15 protein-coding genes and 2 tRNA genes are annotated in these 18,960 nt (G+C 41.4%); 8 read left to right on the top strand and 9 right to left on the bottom strand.

Going from position 1 to position 18,960, the window contains the following annotated elements; all coding sequences use genetic code 11:
• The first annotated feature begins 179 nt into the window (after window positions 1-179).
• A complete protein-coding gene (plsB, locus tag LY624_RS00835) occupies window positions 180-2,630 on the top strand; it encodes a glycerol-3-phosphate 1-O-acyltransferase PlsB (RefSeq protein WP_130151469.1) in 2,451 nt (816 codons plus the stop codon).
• On the opposite strand, the gene tesB is transcribed toward plsB, so the two are convergent.
• Window positions 2,627-3,484, bottom strand: a complete 858-nt coding sequence (gene tesB / locus LY624_RS00830; protein WP_130151468.1) for an acyl-CoA thioesterase II — start codon at window positions 3,482-3,484, stop codon at window positions 2,627-2,629. The genes plsB and tesB overlap by 4 nt on opposite strands.
• Before the next feature lie 79 nt (window positions 3,485-3,563).
• Here tesB and LY624_RS00825 point away from each other — a divergent pair, with 79 nt between their 5' ends.
• Complete coding sequence (locus LY624_RS00825) at window positions 3,564-4,025, top strand: EVE domain-containing protein (protein ID WP_341803653.1); 462 nt, start codon at window positions 3,564-3,566, stop codon at window positions 4,023-4,025.
• 85 nt (window positions 4,026-4,110) lie between these two features.
• Window positions 4,111-5,142, top strand: coding sequence for a cytosolic protein (locus LY624_RS00820; RefSeq protein ID WP_130151466.1), 1,032 nt, complete (start codon window positions 4,111-4,113; stop codon window positions 5,140-5,142).
• A gap of 1 nt (window position 5,143) precedes the next feature.
• Here the strand turns inward: LY624_RS00820 and LY624_RS00815 are convergent, their stop codons facing one another.
• Together LY624_RS00815 and LY624_RS00810 are read right to left on the bottom strand one after the other, a co-directional pair.
• Window positions 5,144-5,356 (bottom strand): PLDc N-terminal domain-containing protein, encoded by a 213-nt coding sequence (locus LY624_RS00815; protein ID WP_130151465.1) that lies wholly within the window; start codon window positions 5,354-5,356, stop codon window positions 5,144-5,146.
• A complete protein-coding gene (locus LY624_RS00810; RefSeq protein WP_130151464.1) occupies window positions 5,353-6,423 on the bottom strand; it encodes a potassium channel family protein in 1,071 nt (356 codons plus the stop codon). The genes LY624_RS00815 and LY624_RS00810 overlap by 4 nt, the downstream gene beginning before the upstream one ends.
• A gap of 146 nt (window positions 6,424-6,569) precedes the next feature.
• Between LY624_RS00810 and LY624_RS00805 the strand changes: the two genes are divergently transcribed.
• On the top strand, window positions 6,570-7,520 hold the full coding sequence (locus tag LY624_RS00805; RefSeq protein WP_237114693.1) for a chemotaxis protein CheV: 951 nt from the start codon (window positions 6,570-6,572) through the stop codon (window positions 7,518-7,520).
• A gap of 153 nt (window positions 7,521-7,673) precedes the next feature.
• Window positions 7,674-8,987, top strand: coding sequence for a short-chain fatty acid transporter (locus LY624_RS00800; RefSeq protein ID WP_341803652.1), 1,314 nt, complete (start codon window positions 7,674-7,676; stop codon window positions 8,985-8,987).
• A 40-nt stretch (window positions 8,988-9,027) separates the two neighbouring features.
• Here LY624_RS00800 and LY624_RS00795 read toward each other — a convergent pair whose 3' ends face one another.
• Window positions 9,028-10,041: a metalloprotease gene (locus tag LY624_RS00795; RefSeq protein WP_371354398.1), complete on the bottom strand. Its 1,014-nt coding sequence runs from the start codon at window positions 10,039-10,041 to the stop codon at window positions 9,028-9,030.
• A 239-nt stretch (window positions 10,042-10,280) separates the two neighbouring features.
• Here LY624_RS00795 and LY624_RS00790 point away from each other — a divergent pair, with 239 nt between their 5' ends.
• Window positions 10,281-11,441, top strand: coding sequence for an EAL domain-containing response regulator (locus LY624_RS00790; RefSeq protein ID WP_237119900.1), 1,161 nt, complete (start codon window positions 10,281-10,283; stop codon window positions 11,439-11,441).
• Here LY624_RS00790 and LY624_RS00785 read toward each other — a convergent pair.
• Window positions 11,438-12,502 (bottom strand): hemolysin family protein, encoded by a 1,065-nt coding sequence (locus LY624_RS00785; protein ID WP_130151459.1) that lies wholly within the window; start codon window positions 12,500-12,502, stop codon window positions 11,438-11,440. The genes LY624_RS00790 and LY624_RS00785 overlap by 4 nt on opposite strands.
• Before the next feature lie 145 nt (window positions 12,503-12,647).
• Here LY624_RS00785 and LY624_RS00780 point away from each other — a divergent pair, with 145 nt between their 5' ends.
• Both LY624_RS00780 and LY624_RS00775 read left to right on the top strand, forming a co-directional pair.
• Entirely contained in the window at window positions 12,648-15,143 is a 2,496-nt protein-coding gene (locus LY624_RS00780) for an alpha/beta hydrolase family protein (RefSeq protein ID WP_341803651.1), read from the top strand.
• 164 nt (window positions 15,144-15,307) lie between these two features.
• A complete protein-coding gene (locus LY624_RS00775; RefSeq protein ID WP_130151457.1) occupies window positions 15,308-16,012 on the top strand; it encodes a response regulator transcription factor in 705 nt (234 codons plus the stop codon).
• Window positions 16,013-16,016: 4 nt separating this feature from the next.
• Here LY624_RS00775 and LY624_RS00770 read toward each other — a convergent pair whose 3' ends face one another.
• From LY624_RS00770 to LY624_RS00755, 4 genes are all read right to left on the bottom strand, one after another.
• Window positions 16,017-17,528, bottom strand: coding sequence for a YifB family Mg chelatase-like AAA ATPase (locus LY624_RS00770; RefSeq protein ID WP_341803650.1), 1,512 nt, complete (start codon window positions 17,526-17,528; stop codon window positions 16,017-16,019).
• 37 nt (window positions 17,529-17,565) lie between these two features.
• Window positions 17,566-18,180, bottom strand: a complete 615-nt coding sequence (locus tag LY624_RS00765) for a trimeric intracellular cation channel family protein (protein ID WP_062568185.1) — start codon at window positions 18,178-18,180, stop codon at window positions 17,566-17,568.
• 535 nt (window positions 18,181-18,715) lie between these two features.
• Window positions 18,716-18,792, bottom strand: a tRNA-Met gene (locus tag LY624_RS00760).
• A 63-nt stretch (window positions 18,793-18,855) separates the two neighbouring features.
• Window positions 18,856-18,932, bottom strand: a tRNA-Met gene (locus LY624_RS00755).
• Window positions 18,933-18,960 lie beyond the last annotated feature (28 nt).

Here is an 18,960-nt window from a genome sequence, read left to right as displayed (position 1 = left end):
GGCCCAATTAAAATTTGCTTAATTTTCGAACTTTATCAATAACATTGCCGTCTTTACTTTATACTTGTGCAGTCTGAGGCGCGCAAGCATCGCTTTTAAATGGTCAGTCCAGTTAATAATTGCTATTCTATTGCGCTTATTTTTGCCTCTATTACTACTTTATTTACTTTGGTGAGTTGATGCGTATCATTAATCGTTGTTTGAATTTTATGTCAGCAGGTATGAACCGCTTGTTTGTAAGAAGCAAGGTGCTGCCCGACAACCCGATTGAACAATATAACCTAAACCCAGCTAACCCGACTTTCTATATAGTTAAGCTTAATGCACGCTCAGATTTGGCAGCACTCGCACGCGTGTGTAAAAAATACGGCTTACCTAACCCGACCGAAGAGCAGTTATTAGGTAATGCGGAACTTGATCGCTTTATCGGTATTCAAAACCCACCACCGCTATTTGGTAACAAAAGCAAACCAAGCAATGCCCTGCAGCAAGGCAAACAAATTATTGACCACCTGATGCAATCAGGTGAGAAAAACGTACAAGTGATCCCTGTTACTATTTTATGGGGTCGTAACCCTGGTAAAGAAAAACCGGGCTTAGGGACGTTAGTATCTCACTCACTCACACCAAGTTGGTTCCGCAAGTTCTTTGTGTTGCTATTCTCTGGGCGCGATAATTTTATTCGTTTTAGTCAGCCCTTGGACTTATCACTGCTAGTGAACGAAAAAGCAGACGTAGATGAGCTACCACACAAACTACTGCGTGTTGCACGCGTTCACTTCAAACGTCAAAAACTGGCCGCGACAGGCCCTAAAATGCCATCGCGAGAGCAGCTATTCAATTCGCTACTTGCTTCACCAACAATTAAAAAAGCCATTCAAATTGAAGCAAAAGAAAAGAATATCAGCCAACAGCAAGCACGCCAAAATGCGCTGAAACTTCTTGATGAAATAGCAGCAAATTACAGTGATGCAACCATTCGAGTTGCTGATCGCGTTTTAACTTGGTTATGGAATAAGCTTTACAACGGTATTGATATTAAGTTTTCTGAACAAGTCAATGAGCTGACTGATAAAGGCCACGAGATTATTTATATGCCGTGTCACCGCTCTCATATGGACTACTTATTACTGACCTACTCTATTTACCATTTAGGTTTGGTACCGCCGCATATCGCTGCAGGTATTAACTTAAACTTCTTCCCAGCAGGTGGTGTATTCCGCCGTAGCGGTGCGTTCTTTATTCGCCGCTCATTCGCGGGCAATAAACTGTATTCATCAGTATTCAAAGAATACCTGAGTCAGCTGTTTATCAAAGGTTATTCAGTAAAGTTTTATACTGAAGGTGGCCGTAGCCGTACTGGTCGTTTGTTACCGCCAAAAACAGGTATGCTCGCTATGACGTTGCAAGCCATGCTACGCGGTATTGATCGCCCTATTTCGATTGTACCTGTATACATAGGTTATGAGCACGTAATGGAAATTAATACCTACTTAAAAGAACTTGCCGGTAACGATAAAAAAGGTGAGTCGATATTAGGTATCTTTAAAGCGATTAAAAACCTGAAAAACTATGGACGTGGTTACTTAAACTTTGGCGATCCTATTTCGATAAACCAATATCTGAATGAGCAGCAACCTGATTGGCGTGAATCTATTCACCCAACCGATGTACAAAAACCACAGTGGCTTGGGCCACAGGTCGCCAACCTTGCTGATAAAGTCATGGTTAATATTAATAGCGCCGCGGCACTCAATGCGGTGAATCTACTGGCCATGATTTTATTGGTTAATGATAAACATGCGTTAAGTAAGCCTAAATTGATTGCTCAGCTTGAGTTTTATCTACATTTACAACGCAGCGCGAGTTATAGCGACAAAGTAACAACACCTGACGAAACGGCTGAGCAGCTATTAGAGCATGCGCTTAAGCTTAATAAATTTGATGTTATCAGCGATGAGTTTGGTGAAATCATTGCTATCAACGACAAAGAGAAAACGTTATTCAACTATTACCGTAATAACGTATTGCACTTATTTGCTGTGCCAAGCTTGCTTGCACTGCATTTATTTAAAGCGCATAAAACGACGATGGCAGATTGCCACGCCTTGATTGCACGCTTTTACCCACTATTTGCCAAAGAGTGGTTCTTACATGAGTTAGATGAAAACTACATTACTCGTGTTCTTGCCAGCTTTGTTGATCAAGACCTAATTGAAATTGACGGTGATAATATAAAAATCACCAACAGCAGTGATTGCTTGGCAAAACTAGAAATACTAGGCCGTGCACTGAGTTTAACCTTACAACGTTATGCAATCGTTATTGGTTTTATTCAAACCAGTCATGGCATTGAACGTGCTGAACTTGAGCATGAAAGCCAAGTATTGGCAGAGCGTTTAGGGACGTTACATGGCATTAAAACCCCTGAATTCTTTGATAAGAAAGTACTCATTGGTTTTATTACAAGTTTACGTGAGCAGAAGCTGATCACTGAAACAGAACAAGGCTTAACGGGTAGCAGTGAGCTCTGTGAAGTGTATATATACCTTAAGGCATTGCTGCCAGCACGCGTCTGGCAGTCAATTGACGACATAGTGCAAAGCCAAGCTAAGCACTCAAAAGGTTAACGCTGACGCATGACCCCTTCTTGGATCGTTGAGGCAACCAAGTTGCCTTGGCGGTCAAAGAATTGGCCTCGCACCAAACCACGCCCAGAGCTCGCACTTGGGCTATCAATCGAATATAAAATCCAATCATCAAGTCTAAACGGGCGGTGGAACCACATTGCATGGTCAATCGTCGCAACCTGCATATTCGGCTGCATAAACGATACACCGTGGGGCTGTAAGGCTGTTGGTAAAAATTCAAAATCCGATGCATACGCAAGTAAATAATTATGAATGCGCTGGTCGTCAGGCATTTCGCCATTGGCTTTAAACCAAATATGTTTCACTGGCTCCATAACTTGTGGCTTAAATGGATTATGAAAAGTCACAGGGCGCATTTCAATCGGCACTTCGCGAATGAACTTATTGCGTATAGGTTCAGGAATAAGCTCGGCATTCGCTTGATAAAATTCAAGAGACGACTTTAGCTCTTCAGGCTGTGGCACACTTGGCATTTGCGCTTGATGAGATAGCCCTTCTTCATCACCTTGGAAGGACGCCGTCATATAAAAAATAGGTTTACCGTATTGAATGGCTTTAACTCGACGAGTACTAAAACTTTTACCATCGCGAATATTCTCTACATCATAAACAATCGGTTTAGCAGCATCGCCTGGGCGTAAAAAGTAAGAATGCAAAGAGTGAACAATACGCCCCTCGGGTAACGTTTCTTTGGCTGCCGATAAAGCTTGGCCCATTACTTGACCGCCAAAAACGGCTCTAAACCCTAAATCTTGGCTTTGGCCACGATACAAGCCTTGTTCAATTTCTTCTAGCGCCATTAATGACAGCAAATCATCTAATACTTGGCTCATTTATTTATCCTCAATCCCGACAAGCGTTTAATGATACTATAGACTAATTGGAAGTAAATCTTTGTAAGAGCACCTTATTATGGCTTATTGGCTTTTTAAAACCGAACCCGATGCATTTTCAATTGATGATCTAAAAAACGCACCTGAGCAAACCTCTATGTGGGATGGGGTGCGCAATTATCAAGCCCGCAACTTTCTTCGCGATGATATCAAGCAAGGTGACTTGGTGATGATTTATCATTCAAGTTGCAAACAGGTGGGTGTTGCAGGTATCGCTACGGTGACTCGCGAAGCCTATGCTGACCCAACACAGTTTGATTTAAATAGCGATTACTACGATGCCAAAGCAACCGCTGATAACCCGCGCTGGTTTGTGGTCGATGTGAAATATCAAGCACACCTTAAAAAGCTAGTTAGCCTGCAAGCGATTAAAGCCAATGACTCAATTACCGAAATCGCCCTTAAAAAAGGCGGCCGATTGTCAGTCATGCCTGTCACCGAACATGACTGGCAACAGATCATAGCAATGAGCGAGCGCTAAGCATATAAAGTAGTGGCCATTTTTAATGAGCTGCTATTTTTGCTATAATTTCGCCCCTTTATTTTAGAGGTACTAAGGGGCATGCATGAAATTATTATATTGGTTAGAGGAATGGACCAGCCTCCCCCGCGATGAGCAACAAAGCCTTGTGCCTATGGCTGGCGGTGATTTGCTCGGCGATGTTTATGTAAAATATCATATCATTGATGCCAACAAGCCCCTGTTAATTACCTTCTCTCCTGCTGGAACAAATTATCAAGAACATGATATTACTGATGATTTTTCGCCTTGGGCTTATAAGCTCGCGAAAAAGCAAGATGTAAATATTATCGCCTTTCAACATTTAGGCATTAGCAACTGGTTTAGGCACCGTAACCTGTTGTTTTTCATTGAACAGTTAGCGCCTCTCATTAGTGGGTTTAAAGAACGGTTAGGTTATGGTTTGAGCCGAGGTGGGTTTGCTGTAGGCGCCTTTGCCAACTTATTAAAGCTTGATAAAGTTTTATTATTTCACCCTGTCAGCACCAAAAACAAAGATAAAGCGCCATGGGATGATCGCTCCAGCACAGATATCGCACAAAAATTTGATTGGAACGGCGATTACCATGACTTAGATTTAGGCCACGCTAAAGGCTACATTATTTACGACCCAACGAATCGCATCGACCGTGCCCACGCTAAGCGCTACCCACAGCTTAATCATTTAAGGGTATTCGGGATGGGACACAGTGTGCATGCCACTTACCTAAGTAAGTTTGGATTTTATAAAAATGTCGCCGTTGACTTTATGCGCCACCAGCAAGTCGATATTGCGCAGTTCCGCCAGCAAACACGTACATTGCGCTTTAAAGAAGACTACTACCGCCGTCTAAACAAAGCGAATGCAAGTTCTGCACACCGCTTGGCACTATTGAGTACAGCCCATAACATTTTAATTGATGAAAAAGCGGAGCATGTAAAAGAAGAGCAAGAAAACGTTGATGTGCAACCTTTGTTAGATGTTGCTCTAAAACACCAAGAGCAACACCCTAAAGATGCAGTAAAATTGCTTGAAGTAGCGCAACAACTGGCTCCTGACGATCCAGTTATTGAACACAAACTAAAACAGTTAAAATAACTTAGTGTTTACTTTTCACCTTTTTATTTTTTTTAACGTGCCCATGCTTGGGCACGATGGTTAAGTACATGATGAGTGCTAACCACGAAAAGAAGATAATCCCTATTAACCATGCATTTTTTTCATGGCCCTGAGTCCGTTTGCTGTTTAAAACAATCACTACAGGCAAAATATACGCACTCAATACAATGATTAAAAACGCAACTTCATTCATTCGCTCACCAATGAAGACCAATCAACTTCATTACTAAGTACACGTTCAACAGCGATATAGTGCAAAATATCCCCCTCACTGACGGTATAATCAAGAGGTGGATTTAAATCCATATTCTGAGCACTCAAGTTATGCGCCACACCAAGCAAAATCGCATCATGACTTTGTTTAAAGTGATGGAATAAATTACCAAACGTCATGGCTTTTACACCTTTAGGTATTGGCAAGCTAAATTGCGTGTCACCGTGTAGCGTAGATAATAATTCTTCTTGTACACGGCTTGAACCTGGGTCTTGCATCGAACGTACAAGAATTTCTGCAGACTTAGAACTACTGCATTCAACATTATTACAATGCTCAAGTAGCATCTCAATTTTAGTTTCATCATCAAAATGAGCACTAATATGACACTGCTCATTGACCAATTTACTAATGCGTAATGCCGTTGTGAATGTTTGGTCATCGTCTTGACCATCAATGATGATTTTATCTGCCCGCTCTATAGCCACACGTTTTAACTCATCAATATCGGTAAAACTACTTAAGCGAGCAAAATCAACATGTGTATTGTCTAGAAATGGATGTTCCATTTGCTCGGTGACTGCTAACAATATGCGTCGATCAAGACGCTTGTTATCTGCCAAAATATAGTCAATCATCTTTTTTGTCCGCGTATCATGCCAACCGAAGATAATTATATGATTGTTAATATGTGAGAAGCTTTTATCACCCGTCATAGCGCGCCTAATCAAGTAAGTAACTGTTTGCCCTGTTTTTCCTAACAGAACACCAAATAATGCCAAACCAAAAGGAATTTGTAGAAGTGCAACGATCCAGCGTCCTAGCTCTGTACTGGCACTAAAGTCGCCATAACCGACTGTAGAAGTCGTGACAACATAATAGTAAAAGTAGGTGCTAATTGGCGTGAGATCCTGCTCCCCTGCAAGCACGAGTAACCACCAAATAAGCAACATATGGAAAAGTGTTGTTATTACCACAGCCTGCCAGCTAACCTGATCAATATGACTGCGTATAAGTACCACTAAGCGGTTAAAAATATGATGCATAATCCTTGCAATGTATCTTAGAAGAAATTAACCGATACGGTACTGTAATGCATAGGTTTTAGCAACTGGTGGAAAATTCCTAATGCATGTCGATGAAAAATAATAGTAGACTATACTTTCTCTGTATTAAGTATTAAGGGTGCAATATGTCTGGTGTTCTAGCTTCAGTCGATCAACGTACACAATTAGTTGGTGAAAATCGTTTAGAGCTCTTGCTGTTTTATCTACACAGCCGCCACTTATTTGCGCTCAATGTATTCAAAGTAAAAGAGGTTGTTAAACTTCCTCACTTAAGCAAAATACCTAATTCACATCCGAAAGTATCTGGTGTTGTCGATATCCGTGGTGAATCTATTCCCGTGATCGATTTGCGTAAAGCGATTAACATGCCAGAGGCGAAACACATTGAAGATACTAACTTAGTAATTACTGAGTATAATCGCACCGTACAGGGCTTTTTAATTGGCAAAGTCGATCAGATTATCAACATGACCTGGTCTGACATAATGCCGCCACCTACCGCTATTGGTAAAAACCATTACCTAACTGCACTGACAAAAATTAAGCGTGATAATCAAGAGCACCTAGTTGAAATTATCGATGTTGAAAAAGTCTTAGCTGAAATAATCGAATACGAAGTGCAAATCAGCGATGACATTTTAGATCAAAATATAGTCAACGAGTTCACAGGTCGTAAAATTTTACATGCCGATGACTCCCCGACTGCGCGCAAACAAGTAAGTGATACACTCACTCAATTAGGAATAGAAATAATTCCTGCACGTAATGGTCTTGAAGCATTAGAGATGCTAAAAGGCTGGGCAGACGAGGGCAAGGATGTTGAAAAAGAATTACTGATGGTGATCACCGATGCTGAAATGCCGGCAATGGATGGTTATAGGCTCACCCACGAAATTCGCCAAGACAGCCGTCTGAAAAACTTACATATTGTTTTGAATACCTCTTTGAGTGGTAGTTTTAACCAAGCAATGGTTGAAAAGGTAGGGTGTAATGCGTTCTTGTCTAAGTTCCAACCTATTTTGCTTGTCGAGGAAGTACAATCTCGTTTAAGAGCTGTACTTGAGCAGCAAAAATAGTCTTTTAAATAATTGTCTTTTAAATAACGCAAAAAATGCTGATGGGCACTTTTTAAGGTACACAGTTTAAACCCCACCGCGACGTATCAATTTGCCAATTAGTTGTTTTCATGATTAATTGGCACAATCAATTTACTGACAACAATAAAAATTATGCTAAATCATGTTGCAAAGCCATTCACAAAACTGGTTGAGCGTTACCTGCCAGATCCATTTATTTTTGTAATTTTATTAACTTTTTTAAGCTTTATCGTTGCGGGTATTTTCACACCATCGACACCGGTACAAATTTTAACGGCTTGGGGAAGCGGCTTTTGGAATTTATTACAATTTGCCATGCAAATGCTGTTAGTACTACTAACCGGTTATATGCTGGCAAGTACGCCTGTAATGCGACATCTATTAACCAAGCTTGCGGCCTTAGCTAGCACACCTGCCAAGGCAATTATACTGGTTACGTTCGTTTCATTATTAGCAAGCTGGCTCAACTGGGGCTTTGGTTTAGTAATAGGTGCTTTGTTTGCAAAAGCGATTGCCAAACAAGTCCGCGTTGATTACAGGTTACTCGTTGCCAGTGCTTATTCAGGCTTTATTGTCTGGCATGGTGGCTTAGCAGGCTCAGTACCACTGACTATCGCAACTGACGGGCACTTTTCAGAGCAAAGTATCGGCGTAATAGGTACAGACAGTACTATTTTTTCAGGGTTTAATATCGCAATTGTCATTGGCTTATTTATTGTCATGCCACTTGTAAACCGCTACATGCTGCCAAGCAACAAAGACAGTATATATATTGACCCTGCAAAGTTAGATGATGCACCGACTCAGTCGGTAAGCCCTAGCCGCCCTGCTGAGGTGATTGAGCATAGCCGTATACTGGGTATAGGAATGGGACTCATCGGCCTTGGCTATCTAGTTTATTACTTTGTACTGAGTAACGGTGGCTTAAATTTAAATAGTGTTATCGCCATTTTCTTATTCAGTGCTATTTTACTGCACCAAACACCTCATAACTTACTCACAAGCCTGCAGCAAGCAATCCCAAGCGGTGCTGGAATCGTAGTGCAGTTTCCATTTTACGCAGGCATTATGGCTATCATGGTTAACACGGGCCTTGCCCAGCAAATTTCCGAAGGCTTCATCGCAATAGCCACAGCCGAAACACTGCCATTTTGGAGTTTTTTAAGCGCTGGCTTTGTGAATATATTTGTGCCATCGGGTGGAGGCCAATGGGCTGTTCAAGCACCTATCGTCATACCTGCGGCACAAACACTCGGTGCAGACATACCCCGTGTTGCTATGGCCGTTGCTTGGGGTGATGCATGGACAAACCTCATTCAGCCTTTTTGGGCCCTACCTGTACTTGCAATTGCAGGACTAAAAGCAAAAGATATTATGGGCTTTTGTTTAGTGCAACTGGTGATCACCGGTGTGTTTATTGCGCTAATGCTGAGTTTTTATCCCTAGCTCCTAGTAACGGAAGCATGACTCAGGCTTCCGTTATAAACTAACTTGATAGGATTTTCATTGGCAGACTTAAGATTGCGCTTTGTGAATCAGCAAAGTGCATCATTACGGCTACGTGGCCTGCAACCACCAGCGCATACATCACAGTCGAGAAGGTTTGCCCATAAGTATCTAATGGTACAAGATGTGAATTATGTCGTTCACGCCACTCAAAAAGTATTTCCAGTGCACCAATAAACAAGAAAAACACTAACAACATCAGTCCGAAAGTGTAGCTAAGCCAAAGGCCTAATAACACACCCACTAAACACATTGTTAGGCCAATCCACGAGCGCATTGAGAAACTAATACTTTTTAGCACATGCCCTCCATCTAGAGGGAGAATTGGTAATAAATTGAAGAGATTGAGCAATGCACTTAATACTGCTACACCCGCGAATATCTCCATCTCAGTTGCGTAATAAAGCACCACACCAAGCACTGATGTGATCAAACCAAATGCTGGCCCCATCAGTGAGATAACAACATCTTGCCAACGAGTCGTAATTTTATCGTCTGAAACAGCAAGCCCGCCGACAAATGGAATTAAGTAAATACCTTTGGTTTTTATACCAAAATACTTCATCGCTCTGACATGCCCATATTCATGCACAACCAAGCACCCTATTAGCATTAACGCAAACTCTATCGAGAATAGCCATGCATAACCCGCTACGGATGCTCCAGCAAGTGCTGCTTTAACAACTTTTGCACTTTTAAATAATTTAAACGCTAAAGCGACAAGGCCAATAACGCTTCTTTTAGGTTTGGTCGGTGTCATCGTGGGTATCACTAATCGGTGAGCAAACTGCTGATTTATGTAAATAGCTAAGCAGCGGTTATCAACATTACACGTATCTAAGCCGACTCGCTCACCTCGAAAGTCAAACTCATATAAATACTGCTTGGGCGACTCAAAGGCAATAGCTTGTTGGTGATGAAAAAGTCCTACTAATTGCGAACCATTAAGGTGCACGGTAAAAATTTCATCTGCTAGGCTTAGCTGTATCGTTATCATAATGATTTTAAACGCTATTATTGTATTAAGCTATTACATTTAGAAAAAGCATAATTCCAGATTACTGACAATATTTCTAAAGTAGCGTTTTTTTTCATCACTGACCAGCATAAAACATGACGAACTACTTTTTTCCTACTACTTTTAAAGAAGATTAATTTATTCATGGAGTGAATAAGGTGAAATCAAACCGACACATACTTGTAGTAGATGACTCCAAAGCAATTTTAATTGTTATGCAAGCCATATTGAATGAGCTCGAGATAACAAATATTACAACCTGCTTAAGTGCAGCTGATGCGTTGGAGAAAATCAAAAAAGCACCCCATTACTTTGATGCCGTATTTACAGATTTAAATATGCCAGATATGGATGGTATGGAGCTTATTCGACACTTAGGTGAAATGAAATACAATGGTGCGATAGCCATTATTTCTGAAATGGATCCAAAAGTCATTGATTTAGCGGCAGATTTGGCACGTAAGCATAACGCCCACCTGATTGGCAACATTTCAAAACCTGTACAATTGAATCAGGTTTATTTATTGCTGCAAAAGCTTGAGCATTTTTCTGTTCACATTGAACGAACAAAATCACCTATTTCAGAGTCGTTGCTTTTGCATGCGATAAGTCACAATGAAGTGCTTCCTTACTATCAGCCCAAAATCAATCGCCATGATAATCGGGTAGAAAGCATTGAGGTATTGGCACGTATAAACACCAGTAAAGAAGATGAAGTCGTCTTGCCTGATCGATTTATCTGCATTGCTGAAGACTTAGACCTCATTAACCTCATCACTTTTCAGTTATTCGAAAAAGCAACCAATGACTTTAATGAGATAAAAGAGCATTTTGACCCTAACTTAAAACTGGCATTTAATTTATCCCCTTCCCAGTTAGAAGACTTAAGCTGCCCTGATAAGTTAGCCCTGATCCTACACCTTAATAAACTCACTCCCAGTGAAGTGATATTAGAAATAACAGAACAATATGCTTTACGAAGTGCGGCACAGTTAGAAACGCTTAATCGCTTACGCATGAGGGGCTTTGGCATATCCCTTGATGATTTTGGTACAGGTTTTACCAATGTGCAGCAACTAAAAACGCTGCCCTTTACTGAAATAAAAATAGATAGAACCTTGATCAGCAATATTGAAACCGACCAATTTTCACAAGTTATCGTCAGTAGTTTAGTAAATATTGCTATACAAGAGGACTTATCGATTGTTGCAGAGGGAATCGAGCGCGTTGAAGAGCTTGATTACCTTGATAGGTATAAAGAGTTTATTCTTATGCAAGGTTTTTTACTATGCCGACCAAAATCCAAAGACGACTTTTTAAATTGGTCTTTATCATGGCGGCAAATGGTTAAAACAGCAGCTGGCTATAGGCGTTAAGGCTGACGCTTATCATCACTGACAATCGTATTGCTACTTTCTAGGCGCTGTCGCCAACGCTGCTTGGCGACATGCTGCATATTAGCTGACTGATCATGTTCATCAACTATTTCGAGGCCCATCAACGCTTCAATGAGATCTTCAAGCGTGACAATTCCCTGCACATCCCCGTACTCATCCACGACTAGGCAAATATGAGTGCGTTCAGTCAACAGTGTTTCAAGCAGGGTTGGCACGTGTAATGTTTCCGGCACAGTATAGATAGGTTTTACTAACTTACTGATTTTATAGTCTTCACCTAATCGGTGGTAAGCAAGCATAATATCGTTCTTATGCACAAAACCAATAATGTCATCGCCATTTTGATCATACACCAGTACACGAGAAAATGACGAAGAGCCATATTCAGACAAGTACTGATTAACGGTTAAGTCTTTATGTACTTTGAACAATACAGTACGTGGTGTCATTATCGTATCGAGCTTAGCGTGGCGAAAGTGTAATAAGCTTCTTATTATTTCAGATTCATCCTGACCAAGCGCTCCCGATTCCGTTCCAATATCCGCCATAGCCTCAATTTCTTGACGAATATAATAGGCCTCATCGTAATTACGACCCAAGAAACGAGTAAGAATATCTGCAAACCACACAAAGGGTTTTAACATAAACACCAAGCCAACTAAGCCAAGGCTGACAATAGGCGTGAGAGCGCGCCAATAATTAGCGCCTAATGTTTTAGGGATGATCTCAGACAGCACCAACACTAATAACGTCATAATAGCTGATGCAACGCCCACAGCGGCATCAGAAAAAACCACGGCTGCTTGAGCCCCAACTCCCGCAGCACCTGCGGTATGCGCAATGGTATTGAGAGTTAAGATAGCGGCAAGCGGCTGATCTATATTATCTTTAAGTTTAGAGACACGTTTAGCCAAATGAGGCTGTTGTTTACGTATTAATGCAACATAGCTGGGCGTAATGCTTAATAACACCGCCTCCATCACAGAGCACAAAAACGAAATCGTAATGGCGACGACCATGTAAACAAGTAAAAGTGTCACTATCTATCCTCACTTTGGGGTAACTTGCTCACCTTAACAAGTGTATGACTTAACCTCAAACCCTGATTGCATTCTAACGCAGAGCACTTTTTGGCTTTTTTAGCGCGTGCTATATTAGCTCAAATTACCGACTATAGGCTCAATTATGACGTTTAGAAGAACTTGGCAGAATAAGTCTACCCATTTAAAAATAACACTTGGTGCATTCGTACTCAGCGCCTTAAGCACAACCTCTTTGGCTGACCCAATCGACAAATCAGCCATTCAGTTTATTGGCCCACTTGCAGAAGATATGCAACTTAAGCCGTATCAAACCGATCATCGCGATGCCATCATCGCAAACTTATTGCCAAGCTTACAAACAAGCAGTGACAGTATACATTTGTTTGGTAATGACGTTGACTGGCAAGCATTCGACAAAGTGAGTGCGTTAACTCTTGGTGGGTTACAAGCACTTAAATTCACAGCCTCAACAGATCGATTCAGCCAAGGCACATTGACCTTAAAAGGCATTGAAAACGCTCAGCTATTTATTGATGGCGAAAAACAAACAGAAAAAAATCAAGCCTATGAATTAGCCTTAAGCCAAGGCGATCATCAAATTGTTATCATTACGGAGCAAGTCGCAAACTGGAATCAGGTTGAGCTTGATTTTACAGCTAAATCTGAACTAGACGCTTTACAATTTAGCGCTAAACAGCAACATGGTTTATCGGCTAAGCAATTATTCGATGCGCCAACAATTAACTTTGTGTCAATGGCACCCAATGGCGATTATTTCATCACTAGCAAACGTCATTACGAAGATGCCACCGCCAATCAAGCTCAATATGTTACAGAGCTTAAAGACGCCAAGAACAATACTTTGTATCGTTTCGAGTCAGCTCAGCCAAGTAGTATAACTTGGAGCCCTGACAGCAAACGTTTAGTGTATCTATTAAATGGTGAGCTTAAGCGCTTGAATCTAAAAACCATGCAGCTGAGTGTCATCGCTAAAAACCTCTCTGGAGCGAACGGCTTTCAATTTTATGACTCAAACAGCTTGATCTTTAACTGGTCAAAATCACCTGAAGATAATGGTAAGCTCACTAAGCACTATCAAGGCCTACAAGATCGCTGGTCGTATGCTCGTACGACATCGCAAGTCTATTTGCTCGATATCGCAACAGGTCTTAGCAAAATAGTAAGCCAAGGCCCACTTAGCCACTCACTTGAAGACTTTGATGCCAAACGTGGCAGCATATTAATGAGTCGCTCAGCACAAGCTATGCAACTATCACCCGAGCCTGCAACTGAGCTGGTTGAATTAAACCTAGCTACATCAGCGCTGAATGTACTTGGCCAATTTAAAACCTTTAATCAGGCTAAATACACAAACGAGGGGATTTATGTAACGGCAGGTCCTGACTTTAACAATGGTTTAGGGCGTAACCTACCACAAGGCATGCTTGCTAATAACTACGATGGGCAACTTTACCTGTTAAGTCGGGACGGTAAAAAAGCCACAGCGTTAAGCAAAGAATTTAATCCTGCAATTGGCCAGCTCAATGTACTTGAAAATGGTGATGCACTTATAAAAGTTACAGAGCAAGATACAGTACAACTTTACCAGTATGATGTCAGTAAAAAGCGCTTTAATAAGGTGAACGCTGGCTTTGATGTTGTTGAGCAATTTAGTTATTCAAAAGAACGTAATCCCAGCATTTTGCTCACTGGCACTACAGCTTCAACACCTCAGCAATTGAAACAACTAAGCCTAGGTAAAAGCCGCGCGAAAATATTATGGGATTCAAAACCGATCGCCTATAAAGATACTGCCATTGCCTCACTTGAAGAGTTTAACTTTACCAATAAAGACGGTATTGAAATTAAAGGCCGCGTTTACTTACCGCACAACGTAGATAAAAGCAAAAAGTACCCTGCACTGGTCTATTATTATGGCGGTACATCACCTGTTACTCGTGGTTTTACAGGTCGCTACCCATTTAACTTGTGGGCTGAGCATGGCTATGTTGTTTATGTTGTGCAACCAACGGGCGCAACAGGCTTTGGCCAAGAGTTATCAGCTAAACACGTAAATGCATGGGGTGAGTACACCGCGAACGATATCATCGATGGCACAAAAGCGTTTTTAAACCAGTATCACTTCGTAGATAGCAAACGTGTTGGCAACTTAGGTGCGTCCTACGGTGGCTTCATGACTATGCTACTGGCTACCAAAACAGATATGTTTAGTGCTTCAATCGCCCATGCTGGCATTTCTAATATTACGTCGTATTGGGGCCAAGGCTGGTGGGGGTACTTATACTCTAACGAGGCGTCTAAAAATAGCTACCCTTGGAATAATCCAACCCTTTACAGCCAACATAGTCCTGTTTTTCATGCCGACAAGGTGACCACACCATTATTATTACTGCATGGTGATTCGGATACGAATGTACCGGTTGGAGAAAGTCACAATATGTACACGGCATTAAAGTTACTAGGAAAAGATGTCGAACTCATTGAGTACAAAGGCGCAGACCATCAGATATTTGCACGCGACAAACGCTTTGATTGGTGGGACACCATGCTCGCTTATTTCGATAAAAATCTAAAAGAGCAGCCACAATGGTGGCAATACCTTTACGCTGAAAAGTAGATTTTTATATAGTTGAGTACTACAAAAGTACTCAACTTTTCTTTCACTTTACGACACCTAACTAATTAAATTGTAAGAAATAGTTATAAACCTATCCATTACACTTCTCACTCTTTGTCATACAGTGCTAACATAACAACAAATCAAGTGTGAAATAGAAGCTAATGACTATTCAAGTTTTATTGGTTGAAGATGATGAGCTACTCGTCAAACGTATTCTCAACCATTTTAAAGAGACTGAATTTGAGATTGAGGTAGACTCAACAGGCGCCGATGCACTGAGCATTGTGCAATCTCGCGCCCCTTCACAAAATGCAATCTCTTTAGCTATCATCGATATAGTACTGCCCAAACGTGATGGTCTGCTATTAGCAAAAGAACTCAATGCGCTCACAGAAATTGGCGTAATTATGCTATCAAGCAGAGACTCTCAAGCCGATCGCATTGCAGGGCTTGCCCAAGGTGCAGATGATTACATATGTAAGCCCGTAGACTTACTTGAACTCGAACTTAGAATGCGTGCACTTCACAAACGTCTCAAGAGCTCTCAAAACGATGATGAAAGCGAAGAGTTTATTGAATATGCCGACTTCAAGTTACACCCTGATAATCGAACCTTGATTACCCCTAACGGTGAAGAGTCGCGCCTAACAGAAGCTGAACACAAGGTACTTATTTGCTTAATTGCAAATGCAGGTAAAGCAACATCACGTGAAAAGATCTCAGAAGAGATTGGCCAACCAGATTGGAGCCCTAGTGATCGCACCGTCGATGTATTGATTGGTCGACTACGTAAAAAATTAAGTGATGAAAAGGATCAGAAGCGTATTGTTACAGTGCGTGGTAAAGGTTACATGTTATCGATTTAAGCTTTTAGAGTTGCGTTAGCTGACTAATTAGCCGCTCAAATGCCCGATAATTTAATGCTTCTTTTAGTTCACTTAAGGTTATATTTGGCTGAGCTTTTAAATCGCTGATGGTGCGTGCCACTTTAATCACCCGATGATAAGAGCGAGGCGATAAAGCCAGTTTTTCACTGGCTTTAGCTAAAAACTGAAGTTCTGCAGGTGCTAAAATACAGTACCGATTCATTTCTTTATTATTCAAGCGCGCATTCACTTTGCCTTGTCTTTCAAGCTGAATTGCGTAGGCACGCTCAACACGTGAGCGAACTTGCTCACTGCTTTCTTCTATTTCAATACTTTGTAGTTGGCTACTGGTCAATCTTGGCAACTCAATTTGTAAATCAATACGATCGATAAATGGCCCAGACACCCGAGATAAGTAACGTAGCACTTGATCAGGCGTTGCTCGCTTATCTGTGTGGCTACCTGTTGGGCTTGGGTTAAGGGCTGCAATCAACTGAAATTGCGAAGGGAACTCCATTTGCCTCGCAGCTCTTGATATCGTTACTACGCCCGTTTCCATAGGTTCACGCAATGAGTCGAGTACTTTTCTCTCAAATTCAGGCAGCTCATCCAAGAAAAGCACTCCATTGTGGGCTAATGAAATTTCCCCTGGCTTTGGGTTTGACGAACCACCAACAAGCGCGACCGCTGAACACGTATGATGAGGATTGCGAAAGGGACGCTCCCGCCAATTCGCTAAATCGACTGATTGACCAATAATTGAATAGAGGGCTGCGGTACTAATCGCTTCATCGTCAGACATTGCAGGCATAATTGTCGGCATACGCTGTGCGAGCATAGATTTACCTGTCCCTGGAGGGCCTAAAAATAGCAAATTATGCCCACCAGCAGCTGCAATTTCTAATACTCGTTTCGCGCCTGGTTGCCCTTTAACATCGCTTAAATCGAGAAGAGATTCCCTATCTAATTCCTGCTCTGGGTATTCAATATTCAAAGGAAGGGGTTGCTGGTTAAGTAAATCGTTCCAGACATCCTGAATAGAATATACTGCTTTTCGTGCGACCCCTGAAACAAGACTCGCCAAGGAGTCATTATCGGCAGGAAGAAAGCAACAACGGCCTTTGTCTTTAGCACCGAGCACGGAAGGCAAAATCGCATTCACACCTCTTACTTCCCCATTTAAGGCAAGCTCACCATAAAATTCATAACGATGAATATCGGGACAACTAATCTGCCCTGATGCCACCAAGATGCCTACGGCGATGGCTAAATCAAAGCGCCCTCCCTCTTTAGGCAAGTCTGCGGGCGCTAAATTAACAGTGATCCGCTGATCAGGAAAGCCAAACTGTGAGTTTTCAAGTGCGCTTCTTACGCGATCTTTCGCTTCCTTCACAGATGTTTCGGGTAGACCAACTATATGAAAAGCCGGTAAACCATTACCTAAATGCACTTCAACTATAACTTCAGGTGCTTGTACGCCTATTTGTGCACGAGAAAAAATACGAGCTAATGACACGTTTAATCTGTCCCTATAACAAGTCCTAAGTTATAGTTTAATCAGAATATTTAAAAATATGCAACGTTAGCCGCCATTTCATCGCCGCCAGTCGTAAAACAAGCGTCACTAGCATTGCAATCACCATCGCAAGCTCTGTTACAAAACCAAAAGAAATACCCAGCGTATAAGCGACTCCGCCTGCAATACAGGTAATTGCGTATAACTCACCTTTTAATAGCATAGGCATATTACCTGCGAGCACATCACGGATCATGCCGCCGAAGCAACCTGTAATAACGCCCATTATAATAGCCGTTGTATCAGGCATACCTGCCAACATTGCTTTTTGAGCACCCATAACAGCAAAAAATGCTAGGCCAAATGCATCTGCTATCTGTAGCGTATTAAATTCAATCGAACGCTGCTTATTAATTAAACGTGTAGTAACAAATACCGAAAATAAAATAGCCCAAAAATAGCTTTGATCATGTAACCAAAAAACAGGAACATCTAGGATTAAATCACGTAACGTACCACCACCAATTGCCGTTACAGTGGCAAGTACAACAACCCCAAAGCCATCCATTTTTTTATCATAGGCCAGCAGCGTACCTGATACAGCAAATACAGCCACGCCAATTAAGTCAAACCAGTGGTAAAGTTCAGTCATACTTGTAACTAAAAAGTAATTTTACCTACCTTGTAACATAAACTTTTCAATCTTTTAAGAGAAGATTATGCAAGTCACTAAACGTAGCAGAAGGAAAATATTAATCTGTTTAATAAAGAGAACTATTTTGAAGCAAGAAACCATATTATTAATAGGCAATGACTTCGTATTATTGCCTATTAGTACAAACATTATGATGAGATAAAAAGATTTTTTCGATCCTCAAGAGCATCTTCACTTTTTTATAGGCATAAAAAACACGCTTTAGCGTGTCTAGTATTACATATTAATTTTAATTTCAGTTGGTTGCGGGAGCTGTGAATTTTGAGAGCTAACCGACGACCTTTGGGTCATGAATCTGAATTTTAGGCGTAAAAAAACACGCTTTCACGTGCCTATTATGTAATTTCAGTTGGTTGCGGGAGCTGTGAACTTTGAGGGCGAACCGACGACCTTTGGGCTATAAATCTGAATTTTAGGCATAAAAAAACACGCTTTAGCGTGTCTAGTATTACATATTAATTTTAATTTCAGTTGGTTGCGGGAGCCGGATTTGAACCGACGACCTTCGGGTTATGAGCCCGACGAGCTACCAGGCTGCTCCATCCCGCGCCTGAAATTATTAAGTTTATTTTACTTCTCACTTAATTTAAGAAGTCAGCCAATTAAGAAAATTGGTTGCGGGAGCCGGATTTGAACCGACGACCTTCGGGTTATGAGCCCGACGAGCTACCAGGCTGCTCCATCCCGCGCCTGAATATTAAGTTTGTTTTACTTCTC

Source organism: Pseudoalteromonas sp. N1230-9, from assembly GCF_032716425.1.
Classification (GTDB): domain Bacteria; phylum Pseudomonadota; class Gammaproteobacteria; order Enterobacterales; family Alteromonadaceae; genus Pseudoalteromonas.
The sequence above is the reverse complement of the archived record's forward strand: the minus strand, read 5'-3'. Positions and strand labels throughout refer to the sequence as shown.